The sequence below is a fragment of the Pedobacter sp. 22163 genome (assembly GCF_052045595.1).
GTDB lineage: Bacteria > Bacteroidota > Bacteroidia > Sphingobacteriales > Sphingobacteriaceae > Pedobacter.
Genome location: NZ_JBQEPM010000004.1, coordinates 141799 through 165902, shown reverse-complemented (window position 1 = coordinate 165902; position 24104 = coordinate 141799). Strand labels below are relative to the sequence as shown.

The window sequence follows — 24104 nt, the reverse complement described above, 5'->3', positions numbered from 1 at the left end:
ATTGTAAGTTTAAAGTTTTTTAAGCGCTTAGCTTAGAAAAAATTTTTATCTCCATCAATGTTACGTGTCGATAGTTCTAAAACCTGTAAAGTGGTGTACTCTTTGTGCAAACATGAGTACTTGGGCTATTTAATTGAACCTCACGTTGTTCAACTCAATCCACAAGGAGATTTTTCTTTTACTTATCAACGGATTTTTACGCATACCGCCGAAGAATTTAGTGCCTGTTTAAGTGATATTGATTATAAACTGATCAAAATTTTAGATGACATTGAGCAAGACTCGCTGATTAAAAAATATTATAAAAAGTTGATCAGGCCGACCGAGTTTTTCACTAAAATTTTCGACAATAAATTTTATGAAAATGTCCGCCCTAAAATCGAAAAGAAACTTGCCGAAGCTTTAGAGCTTTTAAAGGTTAAAAACGAGCTTTATGTAATGGACAAAGATGGCTGGCCGGTAGAACGCAAAATCGAACTGGCTGATGAGCCTGCATCTATCCTTTTCCATTTCCGAAGGAACGAAACCGAAACACGCTATTTTCCGACCATCAAATATCAGAATCTGCGTATCGAATTTATGTTTAAAGAAGCGCAGATCATCAGCAATAAACCTGCATGGCTATTGCTGAATGATGTATTGTACTTTTTTGATCAGGATATTGAAGGAAAAAAACTGCAACCCTTTTTAAATAAACGCTTTATTGCCATACCCAAAACAACCGAAGCCACTTATTTTGAAAAGTTTGTAGCCCCTTTAATAGAAAAGCACCATGTGTATGCCGAAGGTTTCGAAATCAGAACCGAACAATTTGAGGCAACACCGGTAATTAAAGTTTTATATGTTGATGGTGGTCTTTCTCAAATTCAGTTATATTTTAAATATGGCGAATATACTTTCCCCGTAGAAAATGCACACAAAGTAACTGTACGTTTAGAAAAAACCGCCGATAACTATATTTTCCACCGCATTAAACGTTCGGCAGAATGGGAAAAAAAGCAGTTTAATTTGCTGTTATCGTTAGGACTAAAAAAAACAAGTTCTTTATTCAGCAACCTGGAAGTAGCTTCTGCCGAAGAAAATCCAAGTTACGGGGCTATAAATTGGGTAAACGAGCATATCGAAATCTTACAGGCATCAGGTTTTGAAATTGAACAGGCTACAGGACAGAAAAAATTTGTTTTCGGTGCCAGCAAAATAGATCTTGAAGTTAAAGAAGGAAACGATTGGTTCGATATCCATGCTGTAGTGTGGTTCGGAAAATACCAGATTCCTTTTCTTTCACTAAAGCAACATATTCTACACAAAAAGCGTGAGTTTTTATTGCCCGATGGTGAAGTGGCCATTATCCCTGATAAATGGTTTACGCAATACGGTAGTTTGTTCAGTTTGGCTGAGGCCGGAAAAACGCTAAAATTAAAGAAACACCATATTGGCCTCATTAATGATCTGGCTGAAGATAGCCTGGCTAACGTTACGCTTGAACGCAAGTTACAACGATTATCAGACTTTGAGGATATTGCCGACACGCAAATGCCTGTTCATTTTAAAGGCAGTTTACGCGATTACCAGAAAGCTGGTTATAACTGGTTCAGCTTTTTACGCGAATACAATTTCGGTGGGTGTTTGGCTGATGATATGGGTTTGGGTAAAACTATCCAAACATTAGCCATGCTCCAAAAGGTGAAGGAAGACGACCAATTGCTTGAAACGCAAACGACTTCGCTCATTATCATGCCTACCTCTTTAATTTACAACTGGTTAACAGAAGCTAAAAAGTTTACGCCAAAGCTTAAAATACTGGCACATACAGGTACCAACCGAAATAAAGATGTTGCCAATTTTGCCAATTACGATATTATCATTACCACTTACGGTGTAACCAGAGTAGATGTAGATGAATTGAAAAACTTTTATTTCAACTACATTATTCTCGATGAAAGTCAGAACATTAAAAACCCGGCATCGAAATCGTTCAAAGCCGTTAGAAGCTTAAAATCGAAACATAAACTGATTTTGAGTGGTACGCCTGTAGAAAACTCAGTAAGCGATTTATGGTCGCAGTTGACCTTTTTAAACCCTGGTTTATTGGGTACACAGGCATTCTTCTACGAAGAATATGTGCAAGCGATAGAAAAGAAAAAGGACGAAGAAAAAGCGCGCAAACTGCAATCGATTATCAAGCCTTTTGTGCTCCGTAGAACGAAAGAGCAAGTAGCAGCAGAATTACCACCTAAAACGGAACAGGTAATTTATTGCGATATGAGCGAAGATCAGGCCGCATATTACGAAAAAACAAAATCTGCCTATCGTAACGATTTATTGCAGAGCATGGACGATGGAACTTTCGCGCAGAAACAGGTACAGCTTTTGCAAGGGTTAACTGCCTTGCGTCAGTTAGCCAACCACCCTGTAATGATTGATGGCACCTATGTTTCAGATTCTGGAAAGTTCGAAAACGTGATCCACACCTTGGATAATGTGCTTAAAGGCGGACATAAGGTTTTGGTTTTTTCTCAGTTTGTAAAACATCTTGATATCTTCAAAAAACATTTTGAAGCCGAGCATATTCCATTTGCTTATTTGGATGGTGCAACCCGTAACCGTGGCGAAATTGTTTCCGAATTTCAGCAGAATACTGAACTGAAAGTCTTCTTAATCTCTATAAAAGCAGGTGGTGTAGGTTTAAACCTAACCCAGGCGGATTATGTTTTTATCCTCGATCCATGGTGGAACCCGGCAGTAGAACAACAAGCTATCGACAGAACGCACCGTATCGGTCAGGATAAAAAGGTTTTCATTTACAAATTCATTGCAAAAGACACCGTTGAAGAGAAAATATTGGCTTTGCAGAACCGTAAAAAATCGCTTGCAAACTCTTTAATTACAACGGAAGAAAGTTTCTTTAAATCGCTGAGCAAAGAAGATATACGCGATATATTGAATTAATTGCCGAAATCTGCCACGGAGACACAGAAATCACGGAATATCTTATCCGGTTTTCACTCTGAGCGGAATCGAAGAATTTGTTCGAATAATTTCAATCACAAGCAGATTATTATACTTATTTCTTTGCCATGGAGGCACAAAATTGCAAAGTATGCTTTGCAGCGCCCCATTATTTTACTATTTTAGTAAATACATCCCAAGTTAATAAGTTAAACCTTTATTTAAATCCCTTGGTATGGAAATCCGTCAATCGAACTTCCCATTAAAAAACGAAACAGACCTGATTATTAGTTCTGCTATTGAGATTCATAGTTTTTTAGGCTGTGGTTTTTTAGAAATTGTTTATAAAGATGCACTTTGTGTAGAACTAAAAAACAGGGATTATTTTTACGAAAGAGAAAAGTTATACCAAGTTTATTATAAAGGTATTCCCCTACCCCATAGCTTTTATGCTGACTTTATCATATTCGATGCGGTAATATTAGAAATTAAATCAAAAAGTGCTATTGCAAGCGCCGATATAGCGCAAACACTAAACTACTTAAGATGTTCAGGTTGCAAAGTTGGGCTTATTTTAAATTTCGGTAAACCAACTCTCGAAATCAGGCGTGTTGTTTTATAATCCTGATTATTAGTATTTCTTCCGTGCTAATCAGCGTTTCCGTGGCAACATTACACAATTAAATTTCTTTTCAAAACTCATTCCCTCTTAACTTGTTATACAGTAGAACATAAATTTAACCATCATGACAAATCAAGATTTTAATACCGCTGTAAACAATGTTAAGGAAGCCTGGAAGTACCCAGAATTGTTCGAAAACGTTTCAAAATCTGAACGTTGGTTATCTGGCGCTGCAGGAGCATATTTACTTTTTAAAGGCATCACCAGTATTTTTTCGCATCCTGTAATTGGCCTCACTGGTGCAGCAATTGGTGCAGGATTATTGTACCGCGGCATTACAGGTTATTGCCCAATGCGCGATTTGGCCGAACAGCGTAAAGAAGATATTGCCCCTGACGAAGTAATTATAAGTGAAACCTATGTTGTTGACGATTTGGGGTAAAATTTTAAATACGAAATTTCCATTTCTTAATAAACTGGTTAACTTTAAAAAGTTAAACCACAATTATGAACAAGTACACACTATTATTTATTCCTGTTTTTTTCGCAGGGCAAGCTATGGCACAAGATAAAAAACCAGATCCTGCCAAAGACCCAAAAACAACCGAGGTTTGGGAACCCGTTCCTAAAATTGTTACACCCGGTAAATTGCCTCAGGATGCACCATCTGATGCGACCATTCTTTTCAACGGCAGAAATTTAGATGCATGGCATTCTGTTAAAGATCCATCTAAACCAGCTGCCTGGACAGTCGACGATGGTTTTTTCACGGTAAAAAAAGGCACTGGAAATATCGAAACCAATAAAAAGTTTACTGATTACCAATTGCACATGGAATGGAAAATTCCTGAAAACATAACTGGCGAAGGTCAGGCACGTGGAAATAGCGGGGTGTTTTTAGCATCAACAGGTGGTGGTGATGACGGTTACGAAATCCAGATTATGGATGCTTATAACAACAAAACCTATGTTAACGGACAAACGGGCAGTGTTTACAAACAAGCTATTCCATTGGCAAATGCGAACAAGAAACCAGGCGAATGGCAATATTATGATATCATTTGGAATGCACCACGTTTTAATGAAGATGGAACAGTACAAAAACCAGCAAGTGTTACCGTATTTTTAAATGGGGTACTTTTGCAAAACGGATTTGTATTAAAAGGGGAAACCAGGTATATCGGTGCACCAGAATACAAAAAACATGGTCCAGCTTCGATCAAATTACAAGATCACGGTGATCCAAGTCCTGCAATCAGTTACAGGAACATCTGGGTTAGAGAATTATAATTTCAACGGAACAAAATAAGGAATCTGTAAGCCAAATTTCATAAACGATCGTCATCCTGAATTTATTTCAGGATCTTTCTGTAAATAGTATCATCCTCGTTTTGTAACGAGGACGATTGCAAATTATAATTTCAACAAAACAATAAGAAACCTGCAGGCCAAAAGTTTGCGGGTTTTGTTTTATAAGATAATTTCATTGATAATTGTATCAGATTAACAGCGGTCATTTTTTATGAACAAAGGCAGATTAGAAGCATTTAGTGATGGGGTAATTGCAATTATCATTACCATTATGGTTTTAGAAATTAAAGTTCCGGAGCATGGCGAAACTCTAGCTAGCTTGAAACCGCTTATTCCAAAATTCATCAGTTATGTTTTAAGTTTTATCTACGTAGGCATTTACTGGAACAATCACCACCATTTATTACATGCTGTTAAAAAAGTAAACGGATCAATGCTTTGGGCAAATCTTAATTTTTTATTCTGGCTCTCGTTATTCCCGGTAGCAGCCGGATGGATGGGTGAACATCATTTTGCCTTATGGCCAGTTGTGGTCTACGGTGCTGTGCTTCTGCTTGCCGCCGTTTCTTACACCCTATTGGTGATCGTAATCAAAAGAACAGAAGGCCAGCACTCACTTGTGGTACATGCTATTGGGAATGATGCAAAAGGTAAATTCTCATTACTTTTTTATATCGGAGGTGTTGCACTAAGTTTTATAAACCCATGGATTGGCGTTGCACTTTATTTCATTGTAGCCTGCATCTGGTTTATTCCGGATAAACGCATAGAAAATGCAATGCGCGAGCAGGGTTTAATTGATAACGAACACGAGCATTAAGGAGCCTGAAGCAGTTCCATATACAATTCCCGATCGATCATTTCAGCACCTAAACTCATTAAATGGTCGTTCGGCAACTGACAGTCAATTAAATCGATATTCATTTTACTTAAAAAAATCAATGCTGCTTTTGAGGCATTACTTACATGGCTAAACATGCTTTCTCCACAAAAAATACGGTTTACTTTTAAACCATATAAGCCACCCACCAGCTGATCAGCCAACCAAACCTCTAAACTGTGCGCATAGCCCTGCTGATGAAGGTTGATGTAAGCATCTTGCATTTCGTTGGTAATCCAGGTACCATCCTGCCCTTTCCTTTCGGTAGTTGCGCAATTGCGGATCACTTCGGCAAAAGCCTGGTTAAAAGTAATCTTGAAAACTTCCTGATTTAAAATTTTTTGCATGCTTTTACTGATCCTAATTTTATCGGGATAAATCACACAGCGTTTGTGTGGCGAATACCAGAGGATTGGTTCACCTTCACTAAACCATGGAAATATACCATTCGAATAGGCGATTAACAACCGCTCTGTACTTAAGTCACCACCAATGGCCAATAAACCATCTTCTTCTGCCAAGGCTGGATCTGGAAAGCCTGGATTGTCATCTAGTAGCTGAAAAAACATAGGCAAAAATAAGAAAGAAAACAAAGATTAAACCCTGGCGTTTTAAATAAGTCATACTGTAAAACAGTCCATTATGAGCGCAAAAGATAATTTCTTAAAAGTAAAACATCTTTACAACCGGGCAGGCTTCGGGGTTTCTTATACCGACTTACAAAAATTAAGCAAAAAAAACCTCGATAAAGTGGTGGACAACTTGCTTAAAGATTCTCAAAAAGACGATCCAATCAATTTAGTAAACGACTTTGAATCGAAACGACAGCTTTTGGTACAGGCAGGTTTATATGCTAAAAAAGATCTGAATGATGATGAGAAAAAAATGCGCCAGCAGATTATACGAGAGCAAAACGAAGTGAGCCGCGATCTGAATATTGCCTTCATTACCAAAATGATCAATACCGACGCCCCATTGAGGGAAAAGATGACGCTTTTTTGGCATGGCCATTTTGCCTGCCGCAGCAACAACCCATTTTTTGCACAACAATTAAATAACATTCAAAGAAAAAATGCCCTGGGCAGCTTTAAAACCTTATTGGTTGAAGTTTCCAAATCGCCTGCAATGCTGCAATATCTGAATAACCAGCAGAACAGAAAAGGTAAACCAAATGAGAACTTCGCCCGCGAACTCATGGAACTTTTTACCCTGGGAAGAGGAAATTATACCGAGCAGGACATTAAAGAATCTGCCCGCTCATTTACCGGCTGGATGTACGACAAAGATGGCTCGTTCATTTTCAGACAAAACCTGCACGATCCCGGAACAAAAACCTTTTTTGGTAAAATCGGGAATTTTGAAGGTGAAAACATCATCGATATTATTCTGGAAAAACCAGAAACTTCACAGTTTATCGCCAGGAAAGTATATAAATTCTTCGTAAACGATAACCCGAACGAGGCTCATATTAAAGAACTTGCCACACATTTTTACAACTCAAAATACGACATTGCCTCGATGATGAAAAAAATGTTTACATCAGATTGGTTTTATAGTCCGGAGAATGTAGGCACAAAAATTAAATCACCCGCTGAATTTTTGGTAGGCTTAAGTCGCGAGTTTTATGTTACCTATAACAAACCACAGGTTTTAATTCAGCTACAAAGCAGTTTAGGGCAATATTTATTTAACCCGCCTAATGTTGCAGGTTGGCCTGGTGGACAAAGCTGGATTGATAGTTCATCGTTAATGTTAAGGATGCGCATTCCTTCACTTGTTTTAAATGACGGGGAAATTGATTTCAGTGGCAAAGCCGATCCTGAAGATGAAGCCGTAATTGCGTTAAGCAGAACAGCTACCACCAATGCAAATACCAACATGAAACCAAAATCGTACGTAAACGCAAATGCAGACTGGCCTAAATTTTTAAATACTTTACCAAAAGGATTAACGCCATTGGAACTTACCGAGTTTTTATTGCAACCGAAATTAAATGCTAAAATAACAACAATGGTAAGCGATAATAAAGGATTGCGAAGTACTGCAGTCGAAATTACCAGTATGCCCGAGTATCAGTTGTGTTAATAGTCGATAGTTGATGGTCCAATAGCCGATTAGCTGAGCACCCAAACCAATGAACTATTGACGAATGAACAAGTGAACCAAAATATTAACAAGATGAACAGAAGAAATTTTTTAAGAAATACAGGATTTGTTGCAGCAGGTTCACTATTTGTTCCGGCTTTTATGAAACCGCTTGAGGCCATGGCCCTTGATGAGCTGAGCTTATACAAAAACCTGGTTGTGGTACAGCTTTCTGGTGGAAACGACGGTTTAAATACGGTTATTCCCTTTGGAAACGACATTTATTACCAAAAAAGAAAAAGTATTGCCATTAAACCTGAAGAGGTAATTAAATTGAACGACATGCAAGGGTTAAACCCGAACATGGCGGCCTTGCAAGAAATTTATGACCAAGGCTGGATGACCATCATCAACGATGTTGGCTACCCTAACCCAGACCGCTCACATTTCCGTTCGATGGATATCTGGCAAACGGGTAGCGATAGCAATCAATTCTTATCAACCGGATGGATTGGCCGTTATTTAGATAGCAATTGCCAAACCTGCAAATTCCCATATACTGCAATAGAAGTAGACGATTCGCTTTCTCTGGCCATGAAAGGGCAAACCAAAAAAGGAATTGCATTAAAAGATCCTGCAGCTTTGTTCCGTAATACGAACGATCCATTTTTTAAGGCCATGTTGCAGAATGATAAAGAACATTTAGACGAAGATAATTTAGGTTATTTGTATAAAACGATGATCGAAACTTCATCATCTGCCAGTTATATCCAGAATACCTCCAAAATTTATCAGTCGAAATCTACTTACCCAACCTCGGGTTTTGCAAACCAATTGAAAACGGTTTCTAAATTTATTTCTTCGGGATTAAAAACAAGGGTTTATTATGTATCGTTAAGTGGTTTTGATACCCACGTAAATCAAATTGGTCAACAGGGCAACCTGCTTAAACAGTACAGCGAAGGTATGGCGGCTTTTTTGAAAGATCTAAAATCGAACAATAAACTGGAGGATACCCTGGTGATTACCTTCTCTGAATTTGGCCGCAGGGTAGAACAAAACGCCAGTAACGGCACCGACCACGGAACAGCAAATAATATGTTTGTTTTTGGTGGGAAATTGAAGAAACAAGGTATTTTTAATGCTGCACCTAATTTAAGTGATCTTGATACCGGTGATTTAAAATATCAACTGGATTTTAGACAGGTTTATGGTACCATTTTAGATAAATGGCTGGATGTAAATAATGCTGATATCCTCAACAAAAAATTTAATACGTTGGATTTTATATAGATATTACAAAGAAGTCAAGTTTTATAACCAACCTGTTAGGAAACTTGACCTCTTTATTATTTACTTCCTTTTTAACACATATACAGGCCGGTTTGATGATTGATCTATCTGCTCTGTGTAAACACTAAACAGCTCGTAACCGTAGGCTTTCATTTTGTTCAAGGCATCAATTGCAGAATTAAATTCGATTTTTTTATCATTATCATCTCTGATGTACAGTTCGCTATAATCGCCTACCTTTTGGCCATGCTCCAGCGCAATCCATTGTTTATCTGCTAAAAAACTTTTTACTGCACGGATCTGGATATAATCCACATGGATATCGGTCAATTTCACCCCATTTACATTTTGGGCTTTGGCACGCGACAGCCCAAAGCAAGCGACGAATGTCGCTGCAAGAATTAATTTTTTCATGTTGTGTTTCTTTTGTGTGTGATTCTAAATTACGAAGAATATAAACACAATGCATTAGCGAACTGTAACAAAATACCCAATATTAAATCTTAAACTAAAAAACATAATGAACTTTTTAGGCAATATTATCTGGATTATTTTTGGCGGTATCTTTATTTTCTTCGAATATATTATTGGAGGCCTTATCCTTTGTCTAACCATTGTGGGGATTCCTTTTGGTATCCAATGTTTTAAATTCGCCATTGTAGGTCTCGCTCCTTTTGGCGTTAAAATAACCGATACCTCATCAAATACAGGTTGCCTTTCTACCATCATGAACCTGATCTGGATTTTATGTGGTGGTTTCTGGATTGCGCTAACCCATTTGTTTTTCGGCATCCTGCTTTGCATTACCATCGTGGGTATACCATTTGGACGCCAGCATTTTAAGTTGATGAATTTAGCTTTTACACCGTTCGGAAAGTCGATTTCTTGATTTGGGGTAATTCTTCTATTTCGTCATAGCGAGGCACTGCCTGCCCCGATTTTTCGGGGAAGCAATCTTACAACAACCGCTATTAAGATTGCTTTTTTTGAAAAGCAGGGTCCTGTGTTTATCGGACCCGAAAGCCCTGCCATCCGCTTTACCTCTCTACGTTCGGTGCCCGCTTCTGTCAGGTTTATTGAACTGTGGCCAGTTTCCACCAGCAAAAAACTTTGTTCTTAGCCCCGATTGAATGGATGCCCACGATACTTCATCGGGGCAGGAAGGAAAGCGGGATTGTCGAAACCGATGAGCACAACAATTGCGCTCCAAAAACTATTGGATCAATCCTATTGATTTAGAATGTTCAATCGCTTCCTCGCTATTATTAAATAAAAATGCACTAACCCCTTTTTCCTCAACTTTGTTAAGCAATTGTCTTGTTTCTACTTCTTTCTCTGGACGAATATTACGGATGTATACCGCTTCGATATTTTTTGGATACTTTTCCACTATTGTAGAATAAATTTTTGGGTCCTGTTGCGAGTTATCACCAAAAAACACAAACTTCTGATTGGGGAAAGCATCCAAAATTCGCATAACCCTCAATAATTTACCTTCATGGCCTGTTTTACCCGTTCTGACTAAATCTTTCCACCGTTTTAATGTATTTAAAAGAAAAGCACCGTCAGGCAACTTATTAAACCTAAAAGTCTCGACCAAATAATCGTAAAGGTTCCACTCGCTGCTGCTTACATAAAAAAAAGGATTGGGCTGATTTTCTTCAGTGTGCGACAAGGCCAATTGCTGATAATGACTGGCCGCATTAGGAAAGGTTTTACGCGTATGCGGATTCTTGATAAACAATTCTCTCAACCGTCGCCCAATAGTTGCCGAATGAGAAATCATCACAGTATCATCCACATCCGAAATAAAGGCATATTGTGTAATGTGCGGTACGTATACCTTCCCTTCACCCGCACTTAAAACTTTTCCGTTTTTATCAACAGCTTCTACTTTAACAAAGTGCCAGCCTGCAGGCACCTCATATTCAGCTTTCCATTCGAACTTAAAAAAGCCATCACCTTCGGTTTTATTGTAAATCGTTTGATCAAAAAATTGCAAACGCACCTCAACAAAAGCATAAGGTTTTAAGATGAAGAGCTTTAAAAGATGTGCAATATTAACAAACAAATTATTGCTGTAAACCTGCTGTGTTTTTGCTTTCCGCTTAAAAACATGACCATAAACAACCAAATTGTGCGCGTGGCCATAGCCATGATATACTTTAACACTAGCAGATTTATTCATCTGTATTAAAACAGAGTTTATTAAAAGTTGTTTGTGATGTAAACCATAAGGTAACACATGAAATTATTATTCATCATCAATCCAGGCTCTGGCAGTCACGACATTAACCTAAAGGAAGTAATTTCTACCCATTTTGATGCAAAAAAAACAGAGATCGATCTTTTCGAATTACCGAAAGACTGCTCTTTAGAGAAGATAAAAGAAAGGATAAAAGCTGCGAAGGCAGATCGTGTGGTGGCCGTTGGTGGCGATGGCACCTTAAAACTGGTTGCCGAATGTCTGTTGCATACTGAAACGCCGATTGGCATAATCCCTGCCGGTTCTGCAAATGGGATGGCGAAAGAATTAGGTATCCCGACTGATATTGAACTGGCTTTAGCTATTTTGGATGAAGGTAAGCTCCAGAAGATCCATGTAGTTAAACTTAATAATGAAATCTGCATCCATTTATCCGATCTGGGCTTTAATGCCTACCTGGTAAAGAAATTTGATACCTTGCCCCAGCGGGGGATGTGGGGTTATGCAAAGGCTACCTGGCATGCCTTATGGAACCACAGCAGAATGGACGTGCAATTGAACCTAAGAGGTGAAACAATCACTTCTAAAGCGGCAATGGTGGCTATTGCAAACGCAACCATGTACGGTTCTGGATTAAAAATAAACCCAGATGGAAAATTAGACGACGATCTGTTCGAAGTGGTTTTAGTAAAAGATTACTCTTATCTCGAGATCTTAAAAATATGGGTCACCAAATTACCTTTCAACCCAAAAAAAATAGAAGTATTTCAAACCGCTGAGGTTAAGATTTCTTCGAAACATAAGGCACACTTCCAGGTTGATGGAGAATACATTGGCAGGGTGAATACCGTTGAAGCAAAAATTCTGCCTGCTGCTATAACGGTGGTTTTACCTAGTGTATCAGAAGGATGATCGGTGAATTTTAATGGTAAAATATAACCTGAAGAATTCGGCAATAAAACAGATGCGGAATAAAATATCAAACCACCGTTCGCCGAGGTTTAACGCTTCTGGTAAATAAGTAATAAAGCCGATAGAAAATATCCATACCACCAAACGGAATGGAAACTGAATATAATAGGTAATAAAGCCGAATTTCTTAAATAAGATTAAACCCGCTGCCGATACAAAAAGCGACACAAATAAGGGCAACAATAAAACAACCTTGGCCTGCGAAAGGATTTGATCCGGGATTTCGTTCAGGTGAGTTAAAATCTGCCAAAACTGTTTAGCCAATAATGCAATGCTGATGATATCCAATAAGGCAAAAAATCTAGTGGTGTTCTTCATTTACTTACAATACTTTGCTAAATAATCATCAGCCATTTTACTCCCCATATATTTAACAAATAAAAAATCCTCACAGGCACCTTGTTTATCGCCCTGTTTTATTTTTTTTAGGGCCATTTTTATCCGGTCGTCCAAATATTCATCATCAATGCCCAACTGGTTTTTAATGCCAATAATCTGAACCTCCTGTCCGGGTTTTGCCTGGTCGATGTTTTTATAGAAATTAATTACAGAGTTGGTTAAACCTTCTTCTGCCAGATAAGTACGGATTGCTTCCTGAATGGCCTCATTTGATTTCCCTTCACAATTATAACCCGAAAGCTTAAAATTAACCGGAGCTACAATCGAAACCGTGGTATCGTATCCTACCGGAACCTGCCATTTACCACTACTTAAACGCACCAAACGCAGGGCTTCTTCATCCAGATCGGATAATATTCCTTTACTCACTTTAGAAAAATAAACCTTCCCTTGTGCATCAAGCTTAAAGCTCACATTTACCGTTCCTTGGATACAATTATCTTTAGAGAACTGCGGATAAATGGTATTTTCTCTCAGGAAGTTTACAAAGCCACTTTTACCCGATTTAAACTGAACCTGGGCCATGGCCAGTGAACAGCAGAAAAGTAAAGAAAGGGTGAGCAGGTTTTTCATTATACTAATTTACGGTTTATTCGGGTTTAACCGAAGAGAACGCGAAGTTTTTCGCAGAGAACAGAGGAGTTGTTTTGCCACGGAAGCACAGAAACATGGAAAAATTACGGCTAAACTTTGCGTCCTTTGCGCATTCCTTATTTTCTTTGCGGTTGAAAGAACGTGGCCTTCAAAATCAAATTCGGGTCGGGGCAGTTTGCCAGGTATTTTTCTCGTTCACTAAACCTACAAACCCCAGGGTAATCGCCTTTTAAGCCTTCCATATTTTCAATCAACTGGAAATGAAGATGTGGTGGCCAGTAACCGTTTTCTTCTTTTGGGCCTAATTCTGCGATTTTCGCGCCTGCAGGAATAAATTCACCTTCCTTGAGGCCATTTAACGACGCGAGACTTAAATGCCCGTATAAGGCATTAAATTTAAAACCATCGATTTTGTAAGCTAAGATGATTGTTGCACCATAATCGCCAAAGTTGCTGTTATTGGCAAAACTTTGCACAGTGGCATCATAAAAATTATAAATCGGCGTTCCAGCTGGCCCCCAGATATCAACACCTAAATGTAACCTGCGAGCTTCTTCACCAGCATCAAAATGAATACTTCGCGAATATATGCTGCGATGTTCGCCATAGCCACCAATTCCATAACGGGCATTATTATCAATTAATTTTCCATTTACCCAGGCAGAAAACAAATCGGTATTATCCAGAATCTCATCCGTTAACTCAGTATTTGCTGCAGTAAAATCTAAAGATAAAAGCTGATCCCGTTCTATATCAAAATCAACCACCTTATGGATCAATGACGCATTCGCTTGAATAATCTGCTCAAAAGTTTGCATTTATAATCTACTTAAAAATATAAACGAAGTTATAAATATAGTGAGATAAGGCCCCTCCGATTACGAACACGTGCCAAAGTTCGTGACTGTGCATCCACCTGAAGAGCTGTTTATCCTTTGCGTAATAATAAGTTCCGGCAATGTAAAAAACACCACCGAACAATAACCAGACAATAGCGCCCATAGGTAACGTACCTAGCATTTTCTGTAGCAAAGGCACAATCAAACAGCCCATTAAAATATAGATAGACAATGAGATAGCCGTGCTTTTTAATCGGTTAAAGATTTTAAGCAGGCAACCTATAATAGCGATAACCCATACGATGGCGAACAAACTCCAACGTAACCAGTCATCAAAAACCAGCAAAGCAGTTGGTGTGTAAGAACCTGCTATCATCAGGTAAATGCAACAATGATCGAATTTTTGCCAAAAACGTACACCATAATCGGTAGCCGGATAACCATGATACATGGCACTTACGCCAAAAAGGATAAAAGTGCCAATGCCATAAATCCAGGCAGCAATATATTCAATCGGTGTATTGCATTTCTGGAGCAATAAATAACCAGCCGGAACTGCAATTAATGCCGGTATAAAATGAGTGAAGAAATTAACGGGTTCCCTTAGCTTCCTCACAAAGATTATTCGCTGTCTTCGTCCTTCTGTCTGGGTTCTTTTGCAATCTTATCAAAAAGATGATCCATGCGTTCTACATACTCGTTCGTATCATCTACAAAGAAAGTAAGCTCTGGCACTACCCTAACCTGATGGCGGATTCTGCTTCCCAGTTTATACCTGATTTCGCCCGAATGTGCGTTAACTGTATTGATAGAAAGCGTGGTGTTATTGGTATTAAAAAAGCTCAGGTAAACTTTGGCCACTGCCAAATCTGGCGAAACCCGAACACGGGTAATGGTTACCAATGTATTAGGCAAAAATGCAGCACCTTCACGCTGAAAAACCTGTGCTAACTCCTCCTGTAATACTCCTGCAAATTTCTGCTGACGTTTACTTTCCATAATGTTATAATTATCAATTACCAATAATCAATTATCAGACCATGCAGGGCCTAAAATTAAATTGATAAGGTTTTAAAATCATCAATCCAATAGTCAATTATCAGACCATAACTAATCTGCTAATATTAAATGAGAAAGACAATAAAATTTAAAAACGAATTATTAAACTGCTAGCCAGTTGCTAGCCTTTAGTTTTTTTGTAAAAATACTTATATTTAATTAATGAACAACGGAACAAATTTTAATCTTGAAGAAAGAACTTTTCTATTTGCTCAATCTGTTAGGTCATATTGTAAAAAGGTTACCCATAGCATTATCAATATTCAAGATATTAAGCAGGTTGTTCGATCTTCTGGCTCCGTTTCTGCAAATTATATCGAAGCCAATGAATCGTTAAGCAAAGCTGATTTTATTTATCGGATAAAAGTCTGCCGAAAAGAAGCTAAAGAAACTAAACTTTGGCTTAATCTGATCGACATTGATGATAAAAAAGAACTGGAACCAACAAAGATAATTCTCGTAAGCGAAGCCAATCAACTCATGTTAATCTTTAATGCAATAATTAAAAAATCTCAATAGCCAGAAACCAATGGCCAAATCACAATAACCAATTTCGACTACCAAATTTACAATCGAAAAAGACAATTTTGGTTATTTATATATCGATTTTTCTAAGCTCATCGCTACGGTTTGATTATTGAAAATTGGTGATTGATTATTAATCTACCAGATTTTTTCCCTAACGATTAATACAAGAGGTTACTATCATACGGGTATCTTGCTACGTGCGCAGCTTTAACCTTATCGTACAATAATGTTTTAAACTCTTCTAAGTTTTCTTTTTCTGTAGCCGATATAAACAATACAGGTACTTTATCGTGGCTCATCCAGCTTTTCTTAAAATCCTCTAAAGTCAGCTTACCATCGTCTTCTTCATCGTTAAGCTCTGGCGAAACATAGGCATCAATCTTATTAAAAACTAAAATCATGTCTTTATCAATCGCACCAATATCTTTCAACGTTTCGTTAACCGTATTAATCTGATCTTCGAAGTTAGGATGCGAAACATCAACCACGTGGATCAACAGATCAGCTTCACGCACTTCATCCAAGGTAGATTTAAAACATTCTACCAAATGGTGAGGCAGCTTGCGGATAAATCCAACGGTATCAGAAAGTAAAAAAGGTAAATTCTCGATCACAACCTTACGTACAGTTGTATCTAAAGTTGCAAACAGTTTATTTTCTGCAAATACTTCCGATTTCGACAGCATATTCATGATGGTCGATTTACCAACATTGGTATAGCCTACCAAAGCTACCCGAATTAACTGACCGCGGTTTTTACGCTGCGTTTCGTTTTGCCGATCTATATTTCTTAAACGCTCTTTTAACAAAGAGATTTTATTTAAAATAATACGTCTATCACTCTCAATCTGCGTTTCACCCGGACCGCGCATTCCGATACCACCTTTCTGGCGCTCTAAGTGGGTCCACATACCGGTTAGGCGTGGCAAAACATATTGTAATTGTGCCAGTTCTACCTGCGTTTTTGCCTGTGCAGTTTGGGCCCTGTTGGCAAAAATATCCAGAATCAGATTGCTTCGATCTAAAACTTTAACTCCAAGTTCACGATCGATGTTACGCAGTTGCGACGGCGATAATTCATCGTCGAAAACCACCACATCAATTTCTTCTGATTTTACATAAGCTTTTATCTCTTCCAGTTTTCCCGTACCCACAAATGTAGCACGCTCTGGTTTAAGCATCTTCTGTGTAAAAACCTTTTCTACCTTTCCTCCAGCCGTATCGACCAAAAAAGCCAGCTCATCTAAATATTCTTTTGTTTGGGCTTCTTTTTCGCCAGGTGTAACCACTCCGACTAAAATTGCCCGTTCCTGCACTACGGCAGTATCATATGTCTTTTGTTTTCCCATGTAATTGAGGCAAATATACGAAATTTGCGAACGTGTAAATCTTTTTAAGTCGCAAAGACTTCCGAAGTTTGCCTGCGCTTTGGCCTTTGAAACTTCGGAAGTCTGTTGATTATATCTGCCCTACAAATTCTTTTATTGCAACGCCTGGATTATCGGTTTTCATAAAATTCTCGCCAATTAAAAACCCGTTAAAGCCTGCGGTTTTTAATTCCCTGATCGTTTGCGGATTACTGATCGCACTTTCCGAAATCTTTAAAAATTCGTTCGGGATTTTGTTTACCAGATCGAACGAAGTCTGGATATCTACCGTAAAATTGCCCAGGTTTCTGTTGTTTACACCAATAGCATCCAGATTCGGGCAGATGCTCCGTTCCAACTCTTCCAGGTTGTGCACTTCTAACAGCACATTTAAACCTAAATTTTTCGCAAACTTCCCGAAATCGTTAATCTGTTGAGGGGTTAATATTGAGGCAATCAACAGAATAATATCAGCACCCCAGGCTTTTGCTTCGAGGATCTGATACTCATCGATCATAAAATCCTTTCTTAAGATCGGAATATTGTTTGCCGCCCGTGCTGCCAGAATATCGTCGGTTTTACCGCCAAAGAAATCAACATCCGTTAATACCGAAAGTGCTGATGCGCCTGCAGCATTATAAGCCTGCGTTACCTCTGCAGCATCGGCGATGCCATTAATTAACCCTTTTGATGGCGAACGGCGCTTAAACTCGGCAATAATGCCGGTACGGTCTTCGGCCAATAGAAATTCCTTAAAAGAATAAGGCGTTCTATTAAAATGCACCGAATTTTCTAAATCCTGTACTGAAACCAAAGCTTTGGCAGCCGCAACTTCTTCTTTTTTACGTAATACGATTTTATCTAATATAGACCCCCCACCCCCTAAAGGGGGCTTTTCAGCGCTATCGTTCATGGTAATTTTATAATTAAGTTTAATCTTATAGTTATTTTAATGAGTTTTAAATGCCCTTTGGCTTTTGCTATCTCCAACTAGCCTTTAATTCCCCCTTCAGGGGCTAGATGGCCGACGTTAACCAGTTTTCCATCATCTGTTTACCATACTCTGTTAACACACTTTCCGGGTGAAACTGTACGCCACGAACATTTAAAGTCTCATGTCTTAACGCCATGATCTCATTCTTATGATCTCTTGCTGTAATTTTTAAACACGAGGGGAAGTTCTCTTTACTCACTACCCAGCTGTGGTAACGGCCAACATTTATGGTTTGCGGGCATTCCCAGAACAAAGGCTCATCACCATCTACAACAGTTACCGGTGTAGCAATTCCATGCATTGGTCTGCCCAGGTTTAATAAAGTGCCGCCAAAAACTTCGGCTATGGCTTGCTGACCTAAACATACGCCAAAGATACTCTTCGTTGGCGCATAAGTTTTAATTACATCCAACAACAAGCCTGCCTCTTCCGGAATGCCCGGCCCAGGTGAAAGTAATATTTTATCGTACTTATCTACATCAGCCAGATCGAATTTATCATTTCTCCAAACTTCTGCTTCATAACCAACTTCGTTAATTAAATGCACAAGATTGTAGGTAAAACTATCATAGTTATCAATTACTAAGACGGTTTTTTTATCTATATTTTCCATTTTATTTCCTGTTAACGGATTTTACTCCAAGCTAAAAACTCTTCACTTCCAACTATATTCCCTCTGCCATTTGCACCGCTTTACGCAAAGCTGCAATTTTATTGTTCACCTCCTGCATTTCAGTTTCAGGGACAGAATCGGCCACAATACCCGCACCTGCACGGTAATGCAGTTCGTTATTCTTGCTCATAAACGTCCTGATCATGATGGCATGGTTAAAATCTTCATTGAAGCCCATAAAACCAATAGCACCGGCATAAAAATTCCTGCCCAGCTTTTCATTTTCGTCAATTAACTGCATGGCTTTATATTTTGGTGCACCACTTAAGGTACCTGCCGGGTAGGTATCGGCAACGACTTTAAAAGCACTTACGTTTTCCTGCAAATGACCGCTCACTTTACTTACAAGATGGATCAGGTGCGAATAGTATTGTACCTCTTTAAAAGATTTTACCTCCACGCGGTTACAGTGCCTGCTTAAATCGTTTCTGGCCAAATCAACCAGCATTACATGTTCTGCACTTTCTTTCGGGTCTTGTTCTAATTTACGGGCCTGTTCAGCATCTTCGATGTCGTTTCCGCTGCGTTTAAAAGTTCCTGCGATTGGAAAAATATTGGCCGAATTGTTTTTGATGGTAATCTGGGCCTCTGGCGAAGAACCGAACAATTTAAAATTCCCGTAATCAAAATAAAACAGGTAAGGTGATGGGTTTATCGAACGCAGGCAACGGTACACATTAAATTCATCACCAGAAAATGCTTGCTTAAATGCTCTTGAAGGCACAATCTGAAAAACATCGCCGCGGTAAATATGCTTTTGTAGTTTCTCTACCAGATCCATAAAGCCCTGATCGGTTAGGTTCGAACTTTCCTCACCACGAAGTTGAAACTTATATTCAGGGTAATTTTTATTCTGGATCAGGTACTCCATTTTTTCAAGCCCACCCTCTTCTTCTCCTTCGAAAGTATTTTTGAAAAGGGTAATTTCATTTTTAAAGTGATCGATGGCGATGATATAACGGTACAGGTGATACTGCATTTCCGGAATTTCTTCACCCTCTGGTGTTTCGGAGCTAAACTTTATATCTTCAAAATGTTGTACTGCATTCCAGGTAAAATAGCCAAACAGACCGCTCGAAATAAATTTGATTTCGGGTAATTCCGTTTCTCTGAATTTATCTTTAAAATCGGTAATTTCTTCGATCAGGTTTTTACTTTCGGTAATCTCTACAGCGCCATCAGGGAAATAAGTCTCCAATCGCGATCCTTTTAAAATAATTCCCGCTACCGGATCAGCACAAACAAAACTCATCGAGTTTTCTCTGCTGTGGTAATCAGAACTTTCTAACAAGATACTGTTAGGATACACATCACGTAAGCGTAAATAAATGCTCACTGGTGTTGTGGTATCGGCAAGCATTTTTTTGTAAGTGGTATTAATTTTATACATGATAAGGGTAAATGGTATAAGCTATAGGGCTTAAGGTTTGCATTTCGTATTTTTTAACAATAAAAAGCCCGGCGTGTGGTTCTACGCCGGGCTTTAATGGTTCTTTAATAAGGTTTAGGTTGATAAACTATATTTTGTTCATACGCAGCCAGCGCAATTCGTTCGAATTACTTTGCCAAAGCCATGTATGTATATTGTTGATCATGAGCAACAAAAATATAAAGAATTTCCAAAAATGGAAATAATTATGAAAATAAATTTAGTCCGAAGTCAGTAGTCGGGAGTCCGAAGTTGAATATAGCACAAGATTAATCTTGATTACCTACGCTTTTCGCCATGCGCCTAGCCCCCTGCTTTTTATAATTACTATGAAACCCCAAAAAACGATCTACCTGGAACTGCTTTTACCATAAGCAGAATGGCAACAATAATCAGGATCAATGCCAATCCAAAGAAAACGGCAATAGTACGGTGTTTTGCTACAGCTTCTGTTACCTTTTTAGATTTGGCGTTACCTACCGTAATCAAAATGATTGCGATAATCATCATAGCGGTATGTTCAGCCTTAAAGTACCGGCCAATAGCATCGCTCATTGGTAATTTGGTTAAGGGACTCAAAAAATACAATACCAGGCCGATCAACAATTGAATGTGTGCACTGATCAATGTAAATACATTCAGCTTGCGGTTACCTTCGGTGTAAGTTTTATTACCAAACCAGCCCGCCAAAGCATTGATTACAGCAATAACCAATAGAATTAATACGATGTAGCGCCATCCGGAGTGCGCAGATTTTAAGATGTTGTACATTTTTATCAAATATGTTTAGTCAAAAATAGACATTAATTGTAAAAAATAGGATATTCAACAGATTGAACGCTTATTTATATTAGTTTTAAACAAATTAAACACTAAACTTATTATGAAGAAAATTTTACTCGCCATTGGGCTGGTATTTTCTACTACATTTCTGTTTGCACAGCAAACCTCCTTTCCTGTTAACGGTTCTTTCGACACCAGACCTGGAATGTTTGCCTTTACCAATGCAACAATAGTAGTTAATGCCAACCAAACCCTAACAAATGCCACACTTTTAATTAAAGGACAAACCATACAGGGTGTTGGTGCTGGTTTAGCAGTACCTAAAGGCTATGTGATAATCGACCTTAAAGGAAAATTTGTTTACCCTTCCCTAATTGATGCCTTTACCAGTTATGGCCTTAGCGAAGCACCTGCACAACAGCGTGGTTTCGGCGGTCAGCGCCAGTCTATTTTCGTATCTACCAAAAAAGGTGCTTATGGCTGGAACGAATCAATCAGACCAGAAACTTATGTAAAAAGCATTTTTTCTACCGACAGCAAAAAAGCAGATGAATTACGTAAGGTGGGCTTTGGTAGTGTAAATGTAATTAACCGCGATGGTATTGCCCGTGGCGTTTCTGCTGCTGTAACGTTAAACGAGGGCGCCGATAACAGCGTATTTTTAAAAGATCAAACCGCAGCAAACTATTCGTTTAACAAGGGAACATCATCAAACGATTACCCGACTTCGTTAATGGGTTCGATTGCTTTATTGCGCCAAACCTATTATGACGCACAATGGTATGGCAAACAAAAAGATGAGTTTAACATTTCTTTGGATGAATTTGGCAAGCAACAGACCATGCCACAGATTTTTGAAGTTGATGGATGGCAGAACATTCTGCGTGCTGATAAAATCGGAAAAGAATTTGGCAAGAAATACATCATTAAATCTACAGGTGACGAATACCAACGCATAAACGAGGTTAAAGCTACCGGAGCCAGTTTAATTATTCCAATAACTTTCCCTAAAGCTTATGATGTTGAGGATCCAGCTGAAGCCAGAAACGTCACTTTATCACAAATGAAAGGCTGGGAACTGGCACCAACCAATCCGGCCAGCTTGGAAAAAGCAGGAATTAAATTTGCACTTACCGCTTTCGGATTAGAAAATAGTCGCGATTTTTGGGCAAATATCCGTACGGCTATAGAAAATGGCTTAACTGAAAAACAGGCGCTACAATCGGTTACCGAAATCCCTGCTTCACTTTTGGGCATCAGCGATAAAGTTGGTTCCCTGGAAAAAGGAAAAGTAGCCAACTTTTTAATCTCATCCGATAACCTGTTCAAAAACGGAAACATTATTTTCGAAAATTGGGTACAGGGCAAACGCTTCATTGTTAACAAAATGGATGTGAGCGATGTACGTGGCACTTATAATTTAAATGTTGACGGTATTGGTGCTTTAACCCTAAAAATTACCGGAACAGGTGGCGGATCGACAGCTGCAATTGAAAGAACCGGTGTAGATAGTGTAAAAACCACAGCAACCTTTACCAGAAATGGCGATTGGATAAGCATCAATTTCAATTTAAAGAAAAACCCTAAGGGTGATGTCCGTTTAAGCGGTTACATTACTTCGGCAAATCCGGTTACCATCAAAGGCGAATCGGCTCTGGCTGATGGTACTACGGGAAAGTTTACAGCAACTTATAAAGAAGCTGCAAAAGAAACACCTAAAAAAGAAGAGCCAAAAAGCACTTCGGCCATGGGGCCGGTAATTTACCCTTTCTCTGCTTTCGGAAGCACTGAACTGCCTAAACAAGAAACGGTTTTAATTAAAAACGGAACCGTTTGGACGAATGAAAAAGACGGAATCCTCCAAAATGCCGACGTACTTTTAGAAAATGGAAAAATTAAAGCGGTTGGCAAAAACCTTTCAGCAAGCGGCGCAAAAGTGATCGATGCTACCGGTAAACACGTAACCGCTGGTATTATTGATGAGCACTCGCACATTGCAGGTGCAGGCGGCATTAACGAAGGTGCACAATCGGTTTCTGCTGAAGTACGTGTTGCCGACATCCTTAATTCAGAAGATGTAAACATTTACCGCCAGCTGGCCGGTGGTGTAACCACTTCACAAATCCTGCATGGGTCTGCCAATCCGATCGGTGGTCAATCGCAATTGATCAAATTACGCTGGGGCAAATCGCCAGAGGAACTGAAATTTGCAGGTGCTGATGGCTTCATTAAATTTGCTTTGGGCGAAAACGTGAAACAAAGTAATTTCGGCACAGGTGCCCGTTTCCCGGTTACACGTATGGGTGTTGAGCAAACTTTTGTGGATGAATTTACCCGTGCAAAAGAATATGAAAAAGCGCTATCAGTAAAAGGTAACAGCGTACGCAAAGATCTAGAATTAGATGCTATTGTTGAGATTTTGAACAACAAACGTTTCATTACCTGCCACTCTTATGTGCAGAGCGAGATCAATATGTTAATTCATGTGGCTGATAGCTTAGGATTCAAGATTAATACCTTTACGCACATTTTAGAAGGTTATAAAGTGGCCGATAAAATGAAAGCGCACGGCATTGCAGGTTCTACCTTCTCCGATTGGTGGGCTTATAAAAACGAAGTGGCAGAAGCCATCCCTTACAATGGCAAGATTATGCACAACGTTGGTGTAACTACGGCTTTCAACTCTGATGATGCCGAAATGGCCCGCCACTTAAACCAGGAAGCAGGTAAATCGGTATTATACGGTAATGTTCCTGAAGAAGATGCGTTTAAGTTTGTAACCTTAAACCCGGCAAAGATGCTGCATATCGACGATAAAGTGGGCAGTTTAAAAGCAGGTAAAGATGCCGATGTGGTGATCTGGACCGCCAATCCGCTTTCTATCTATGCCAGGGCAGAAAAAACTTTTGTAGATGGTATTGCTTATTGGGACATTGAGAAAGATGCTCAGATAATCAAAACCCAGCAAACAGAAAAAGCACGCCTGATCCAGAAGATGTTAGAGAGTAAAAGCAAAGGTAGCCGTACACAACGCCCATTAGGCGATGCACCACGCCTGTACAATTGCGAAACTTTAGAAAACTATTCAGCAGAATTAACCGAGAAAGAACATGCACACTAA

General features: G+C 38.9%; 24 protein-coding genes. 11 read left to right on the top strand and 13 right to left on the bottom strand.

What is annotated here, in order from left to right; all coding sequences use genetic code 11:
* The first annotated feature begins 57 nt into the window (after nt 1–57).
* From ACTJKN_RS11825 to ACTJKN_RS11805, 5 genes are all read left to right on the top strand, one after another.
* Complete coding sequence (locus ACTJKN_RS11825) at nt 58–2949, top strand: DEAD/DEAH box helicase (RefSeq protein WP_440825186.1); 2892 nt, start codon at nt 58–60, stop codon at nt 2947–2949.
* 235 nt (nt 2950–3184) lie between these two features.
* Entirely contained in the window at nt 3185–3571 is a 387-nt protein-coding gene (locus ACTJKN_RS11820) for a GxxExxY protein (protein WP_440825184.1), read from the top strand.
* A gap of 124 nt (nt 3572–3695) precedes the next feature.
* Nucleotides 3696–4013 carry a YgaP family membrane protein gene (locus ACTJKN_RS11815; protein ID WP_440825183.1) on the top strand — a complete coding sequence of 106 codons (318 nt, stop codon included), beginning with the start codon at nt 3696–3698 and terminating at the stop codon, nt 4011–4013.
* Between the two features lie 65 nt (nt 4014–4078).
* Nucleotides 4079–4861, top strand: coding sequence for a 3-keto-disaccharide hydrolase (locus ACTJKN_RS11810; RefSeq protein WP_440825181.1), 783 nt, complete (start codon nt 4079–4081; stop codon nt 4859–4861).
* A 232-nt stretch (nt 4862–5093) separates the two neighbouring features.
* Nucleotides 5094–5702 carry a TMEM175 family protein gene (locus tag ACTJKN_RS11805; protein WP_440825179.1) on the top strand — a complete coding sequence of 203 codons (609 nt, stop codon included), beginning with the start codon at nt 5094–5096 and terminating at the stop codon, nt 5700–5702.
* Here the strand turns inward: ACTJKN_RS11805 and aat are convergent.
* Nucleotides 5699–6331 (bottom strand): leucyl/phenylalanyl-tRNA--protein transferase, encoded by a 633-nt coding sequence (gene aat, locus ACTJKN_RS11800; RefSeq protein ID WP_440825177.1) that lies wholly within the window; start codon nt 6329–6331, stop codon nt 5699–5701. The genes ACTJKN_RS11805 and aat overlap by 4 nt on opposite strands.
* A gap of 73 nt (nt 6332–6404) precedes the next feature.
* On the opposite strand from aat, the gene ACTJKN_RS11795 reads away from it, so the two are divergent.
* On the top strand, nt 6405–7847 hold the full coding sequence (locus ACTJKN_RS11795; RefSeq protein ID WP_440825175.1) for a DUF1800 domain-containing protein: 1443 nt from the start codon (nt 6405–6407) through the stop codon (nt 7845–7847).
* A gap of 93 nt (nt 7848–7940) precedes the next feature.
* Entirely contained in the window at nt 7941–9140 is a 1200-nt protein-coding gene (locus ACTJKN_RS11790; RefSeq protein WP_029278263.1) for a DUF1501 domain-containing protein, read from the top strand.
* A 60-nt stretch (nt 9141–9200) separates the two neighbouring features.
* Here ACTJKN_RS11790 and ACTJKN_RS11785 read toward each other — a convergent pair whose 3' ends face one another.
* Complete coding sequence (locus ACTJKN_RS11785) at nt 9201–9554, bottom strand: hypothetical protein (protein WP_440825173.1); 354 nt, start codon at nt 9552–9554, stop codon at nt 9201–9203.
* 106 nt (nt 9555–9660) lie between these two features.
* Between ACTJKN_RS11785 and ACTJKN_RS11780 the strand changes: the two genes are divergently transcribed.
* Nucleotides 9661–10029 (top strand): YccF domain-containing protein, encoded by a 369-nt coding sequence (locus ACTJKN_RS11780; protein ID WP_029274540.1) that lies wholly within the window; start codon nt 9661–9663, stop codon nt 10027–10029.
* Nucleotides 10030–10353: 324 nt separating this feature from the next.
* Here ACTJKN_RS11780 and ACTJKN_RS11775 read toward each other — a convergent pair whose 3' ends face one another.
* Nucleotides 10354–11328, bottom strand: a complete 975-nt coding sequence (locus ACTJKN_RS11775) for an App1 family protein (RefSeq protein WP_440825170.1) — start codon at nt 11326–11328, stop codon at nt 10354–10356.
* Nucleotides 11329–11385: 57 nt separating this feature from the next.
* On the opposite strand from ACTJKN_RS11775, the gene ACTJKN_RS11770 reads away from it, so the two are divergent.
* Nucleotides 11386–12258 carry a diacylglycerol/lipid kinase family protein gene (locus ACTJKN_RS11770; protein ID WP_440825168.1) on the top strand — a complete coding sequence of 291 codons (873 nt, stop codon included), beginning with the start codon at nt 11386–11388 and terminating at the stop codon, nt 12256–12258.
* On the opposite strand, the gene ACTJKN_RS11765 is transcribed toward ACTJKN_RS11770, so the two are convergent.
* From ACTJKN_RS11765 to rbfA, 5 genes are all read right to left on the bottom strand, one after another.
* On the bottom strand, nt 12247–12636 hold the full coding sequence (locus tag ACTJKN_RS11765; protein ID WP_230142414.1) for a hypothetical protein: 390 nt from the start codon (nt 12634–12636) through the stop codon (nt 12247–12249). The genes ACTJKN_RS11770 and ACTJKN_RS11765 overlap by 12 nt on opposite strands.
* Nucleotides 12637–13290: a TonB family protein gene (locus tag ACTJKN_RS11760; protein ID WP_440825166.1), complete on the bottom strand. Its 654-nt coding sequence runs from the start codon at nt 13288–13290 to the stop codon at nt 12637–12639.
* Between the two features lie 137 nt (nt 13291–13427).
* Nucleotides 13428–14129: a peptidoglycan DD-metalloendopeptidase family protein gene (locus ACTJKN_RS11755; protein WP_440825164.1), complete on the bottom strand. Its 702-nt coding sequence runs from the start codon at nt 14127–14129 to the stop codon at nt 13428–13430.
* A 7-nt stretch (nt 14130–14136) separates the two neighbouring features.
* Nucleotides 14137–14766: a PAQR family membrane homeostasis protein TrhA gene (gene trhA, locus ACTJKN_RS11750; protein WP_440825162.1), complete on the bottom strand. Its 630-nt coding sequence runs from the start codon at nt 14764–14766 to the stop codon at nt 14137–14139.
* A gap of 5 nt (nt 14767–14771) precedes the next feature.
* Nucleotides 14772–15149, bottom strand: a complete 378-nt coding sequence (gene rbfA / locus ACTJKN_RS11745; protein ID WP_029274533.1) for a 30S ribosome-binding factor RbfA — start codon at nt 15147–15149, stop codon at nt 14772–14774.
* Between the two features lie 222 nt (nt 15150–15371).
* Between rbfA and ACTJKN_RS11740 the strand changes: the two genes are divergently transcribed.
* Nucleotides 15372–15728 (top strand): four helix bundle protein, encoded by a 357-nt coding sequence (locus tag ACTJKN_RS11740; protein WP_116249127.1) that lies wholly within the window; start codon nt 15372–15374, stop codon nt 15726–15728.
* A 167-nt stretch (nt 15729–15895) separates the two neighbouring features.
* On the opposite strand, the gene hflX is transcribed toward ACTJKN_RS11740, so the two are convergent.
* From hflX to ACTJKN_RS11715, 5 genes are all read right to left on the bottom strand, one after another.
* Entirely contained in the window at nt 15896–17086 is a 1191-nt protein-coding gene (gene hflX / locus ACTJKN_RS11735) for a GTPase HflX (protein ID WP_184465006.1), read from the bottom strand.
* Between the two features lie 109 nt (nt 17087–17195).
* Complete coding sequence (gene trpC, locus ACTJKN_RS11730) at nt 17196–18017, bottom strand: indole-3-glycerol phosphate synthase TrpC (protein WP_440825159.1); 822 nt, start codon at nt 18015–18017, stop codon at nt 17196–17198.
* A 103-nt stretch (nt 18018–18120) separates the two neighbouring features.
* Nucleotides 18121–18711 (bottom strand): anthranilate synthase component II, encoded by a 591-nt coding sequence (locus ACTJKN_RS11725; protein ID WP_440825157.1) that lies wholly within the window; start codon nt 18709–18711, stop codon nt 18121–18123.
* A 52-nt stretch (nt 18712–18763) separates the two neighbouring features.
* Nucleotides 18764–20161 (bottom strand): anthranilate synthase component I family protein, encoded by a 1398-nt coding sequence (locus ACTJKN_RS11720; RefSeq protein WP_209434961.1) that lies wholly within the window; start codon nt 20159–20161, stop codon nt 18764–18766.
* Between the two features lie 366 nt (nt 20162–20527).
* The gene (locus tag ACTJKN_RS11715) at nt 20528–20971 is read right to left on the bottom strand and encodes a cytochrome B (RefSeq protein ID WP_440825156.1); all 444 of its coding nucleotides are present in this window, start codon (nt 20969–20971) and stop codon (nt 20528–20530) included.
* Between the two features lie 112 nt (nt 20972–21083).
* Here ACTJKN_RS11715 and ACTJKN_RS11710 point away from each other — a divergent pair, with 112 nt between their 5' ends.
* Nucleotides 21084–24104 (top strand): amidohydrolase family protein, encoded by a 3021-nt coding sequence (locus tag ACTJKN_RS11710; protein WP_440825154.1) that lies wholly within the window; start codon nt 21084–21086, stop codon nt 24102–24104.

Bases quoted from the DNA above. Each gene is read 5' to 3' on its own strand.
- ACTJKN_RS11815 (WP_440825183.1), top strand. From the start codon at position 3,696: ATGACAAATCAAGATTTTAATACCGCTGTAAACAATGTTAAGGAAGCC.
- ACTJKN_RS11770 (WP_440825168.1), top strand. From the start codon at position 11,386: ATGAAATTATTATTCATCATCAATCCAGGCTCTGGCAGTCACGACATT.
- ACTJKN_RS11825 (WP_440825186.1), top strand. From the start codon at position 58: ATGTTACGTGTCGATAGTTCTAAAACCTGTAAAGTGGTGTACTCTTTG.
- ACTJKN_RS11715 (WP_440825156.1), bottom strand. From the start codon at position 20,971: ATGTACAACATCTTAAAATCTGCGCACTCCGGATGGCGCTACATCGTA.
- ACTJKN_RS11760 (WP_440825166.1), bottom strand. From the start codon at position 13,290: ATGAAAAACCTGCTCACCCTTTCTTTACTTTTCTGCTGTTCACTGGCC.
- ACTJKN_RS11820 (WP_440825184.1), top strand. From the start codon at position 3,185: ATGGAAATCCGTCAATCGAACTTCCCATTAAAAAACGAAACAGACCTG.
- rbfA (WP_029274533.1), bottom strand. From the start codon at position 15,149: ATGGAAAGTAAACGTCAGCAGAAATTTGCAGGAGTATTACAGGAGGAG.
- ACTJKN_RS11790 (WP_029278263.1), top strand. From the start codon at position 7,941: ATGAACAGAAGAAATTTTTTAAGAAATACAGGATTTGTTGCAGCAGGT.
- ACTJKN_RS11710 (WP_440825154.1), top strand. From the start codon at position 21,084: ATGAAGAAAATTTTACTCGCCATTGGGCTGGTATTTTCTACTACATTT.
- ACTJKN_RS11775 (WP_440825170.1), bottom strand. From the start codon at position 11,328: ATGAATAAATCTGCTAGTGTTAAAGTATATCATGGCTATGGCCACGCG.
- ACTJKN_RS11720 (WP_209434961.1), bottom strand. From the start codon at position 20,161: ATGTATAAAATTAATACCACTTACAAAAAAATGCTTGCCGATACCACA.
- ACTJKN_RS11740 (WP_116249127.1), top strand. From the start codon at position 15,372: ATGAACAACGGAACAAATTTTAATCTTGAAGAAAGAACTTTTCTATTT.
- ACTJKN_RS11780 (WP_029274540.1), top strand. From the start codon at position 9,661: ATGAACTTTTTAGGCAATATTATCTGGATTATTTTTGGCGGTATCTTT.
- hflX (WP_184465006.1), bottom strand. From the start codon at position 17,086: ATGGGAAAACAAAAGACATATGATACTGCCGTAGTGCAGGAACGGGCA.
- trpC (WP_440825159.1), bottom strand. From the start codon at position 18,017: ATGAACGATAGCGCTGAAAAGCCCCCTTTAGGGGGTGGGGGGTCTATA.
- ACTJKN_RS11725 (WP_440825157.1), bottom strand. From the start codon at position 18,711: ATGGAAAATATAGATAAAAAAACCGTCTTAGTAATTGATAACTATGAT.
- ACTJKN_RS11755 (WP_440825164.1), bottom strand. From the start codon at position 14,129: ATGCAAACTTTTGAGCAGATTATTCAAGCGAATGCGTCATTGATCCAT.
- ACTJKN_RS11810 (WP_440825181.1), top strand. From the start codon at position 4,079: ATGAACAAGTACACACTATTATTTATTCCTGTTTTTTTCGCAGGGCAA.
- ACTJKN_RS11805 (WP_440825179.1), top strand. From the start codon at position 5,094: ATGAACAAAGGCAGATTAGAAGCATTTAGTGATGGGGTAATTGCAATT.
- ACTJKN_RS11795 (WP_440825175.1), top strand. From the start codon at position 6,405: ATGAGCGCAAAAGATAATTTCTTAAAAGTAAAACATCTTTACAACCGG.
- ACTJKN_RS11765 (WP_230142414.1), bottom strand. From the start codon at position 12,636: ATGAAGAACACCACTAGATTTTTTGCCTTATTGGATATCATCAGCATT.
- ACTJKN_RS11785 (WP_440825173.1), bottom strand. From the start codon at position 9,554: ATGAAAAAATTAATTCTTGCAGCGACATTCGTCGCTTGCTTTGGGCTG.
- aat (WP_440825177.1), bottom strand. From the start codon at position 6,331: ATGTTTTTTCAGCTACTAGATGACAATCCAGGCTTTCCAGATCCAGCC.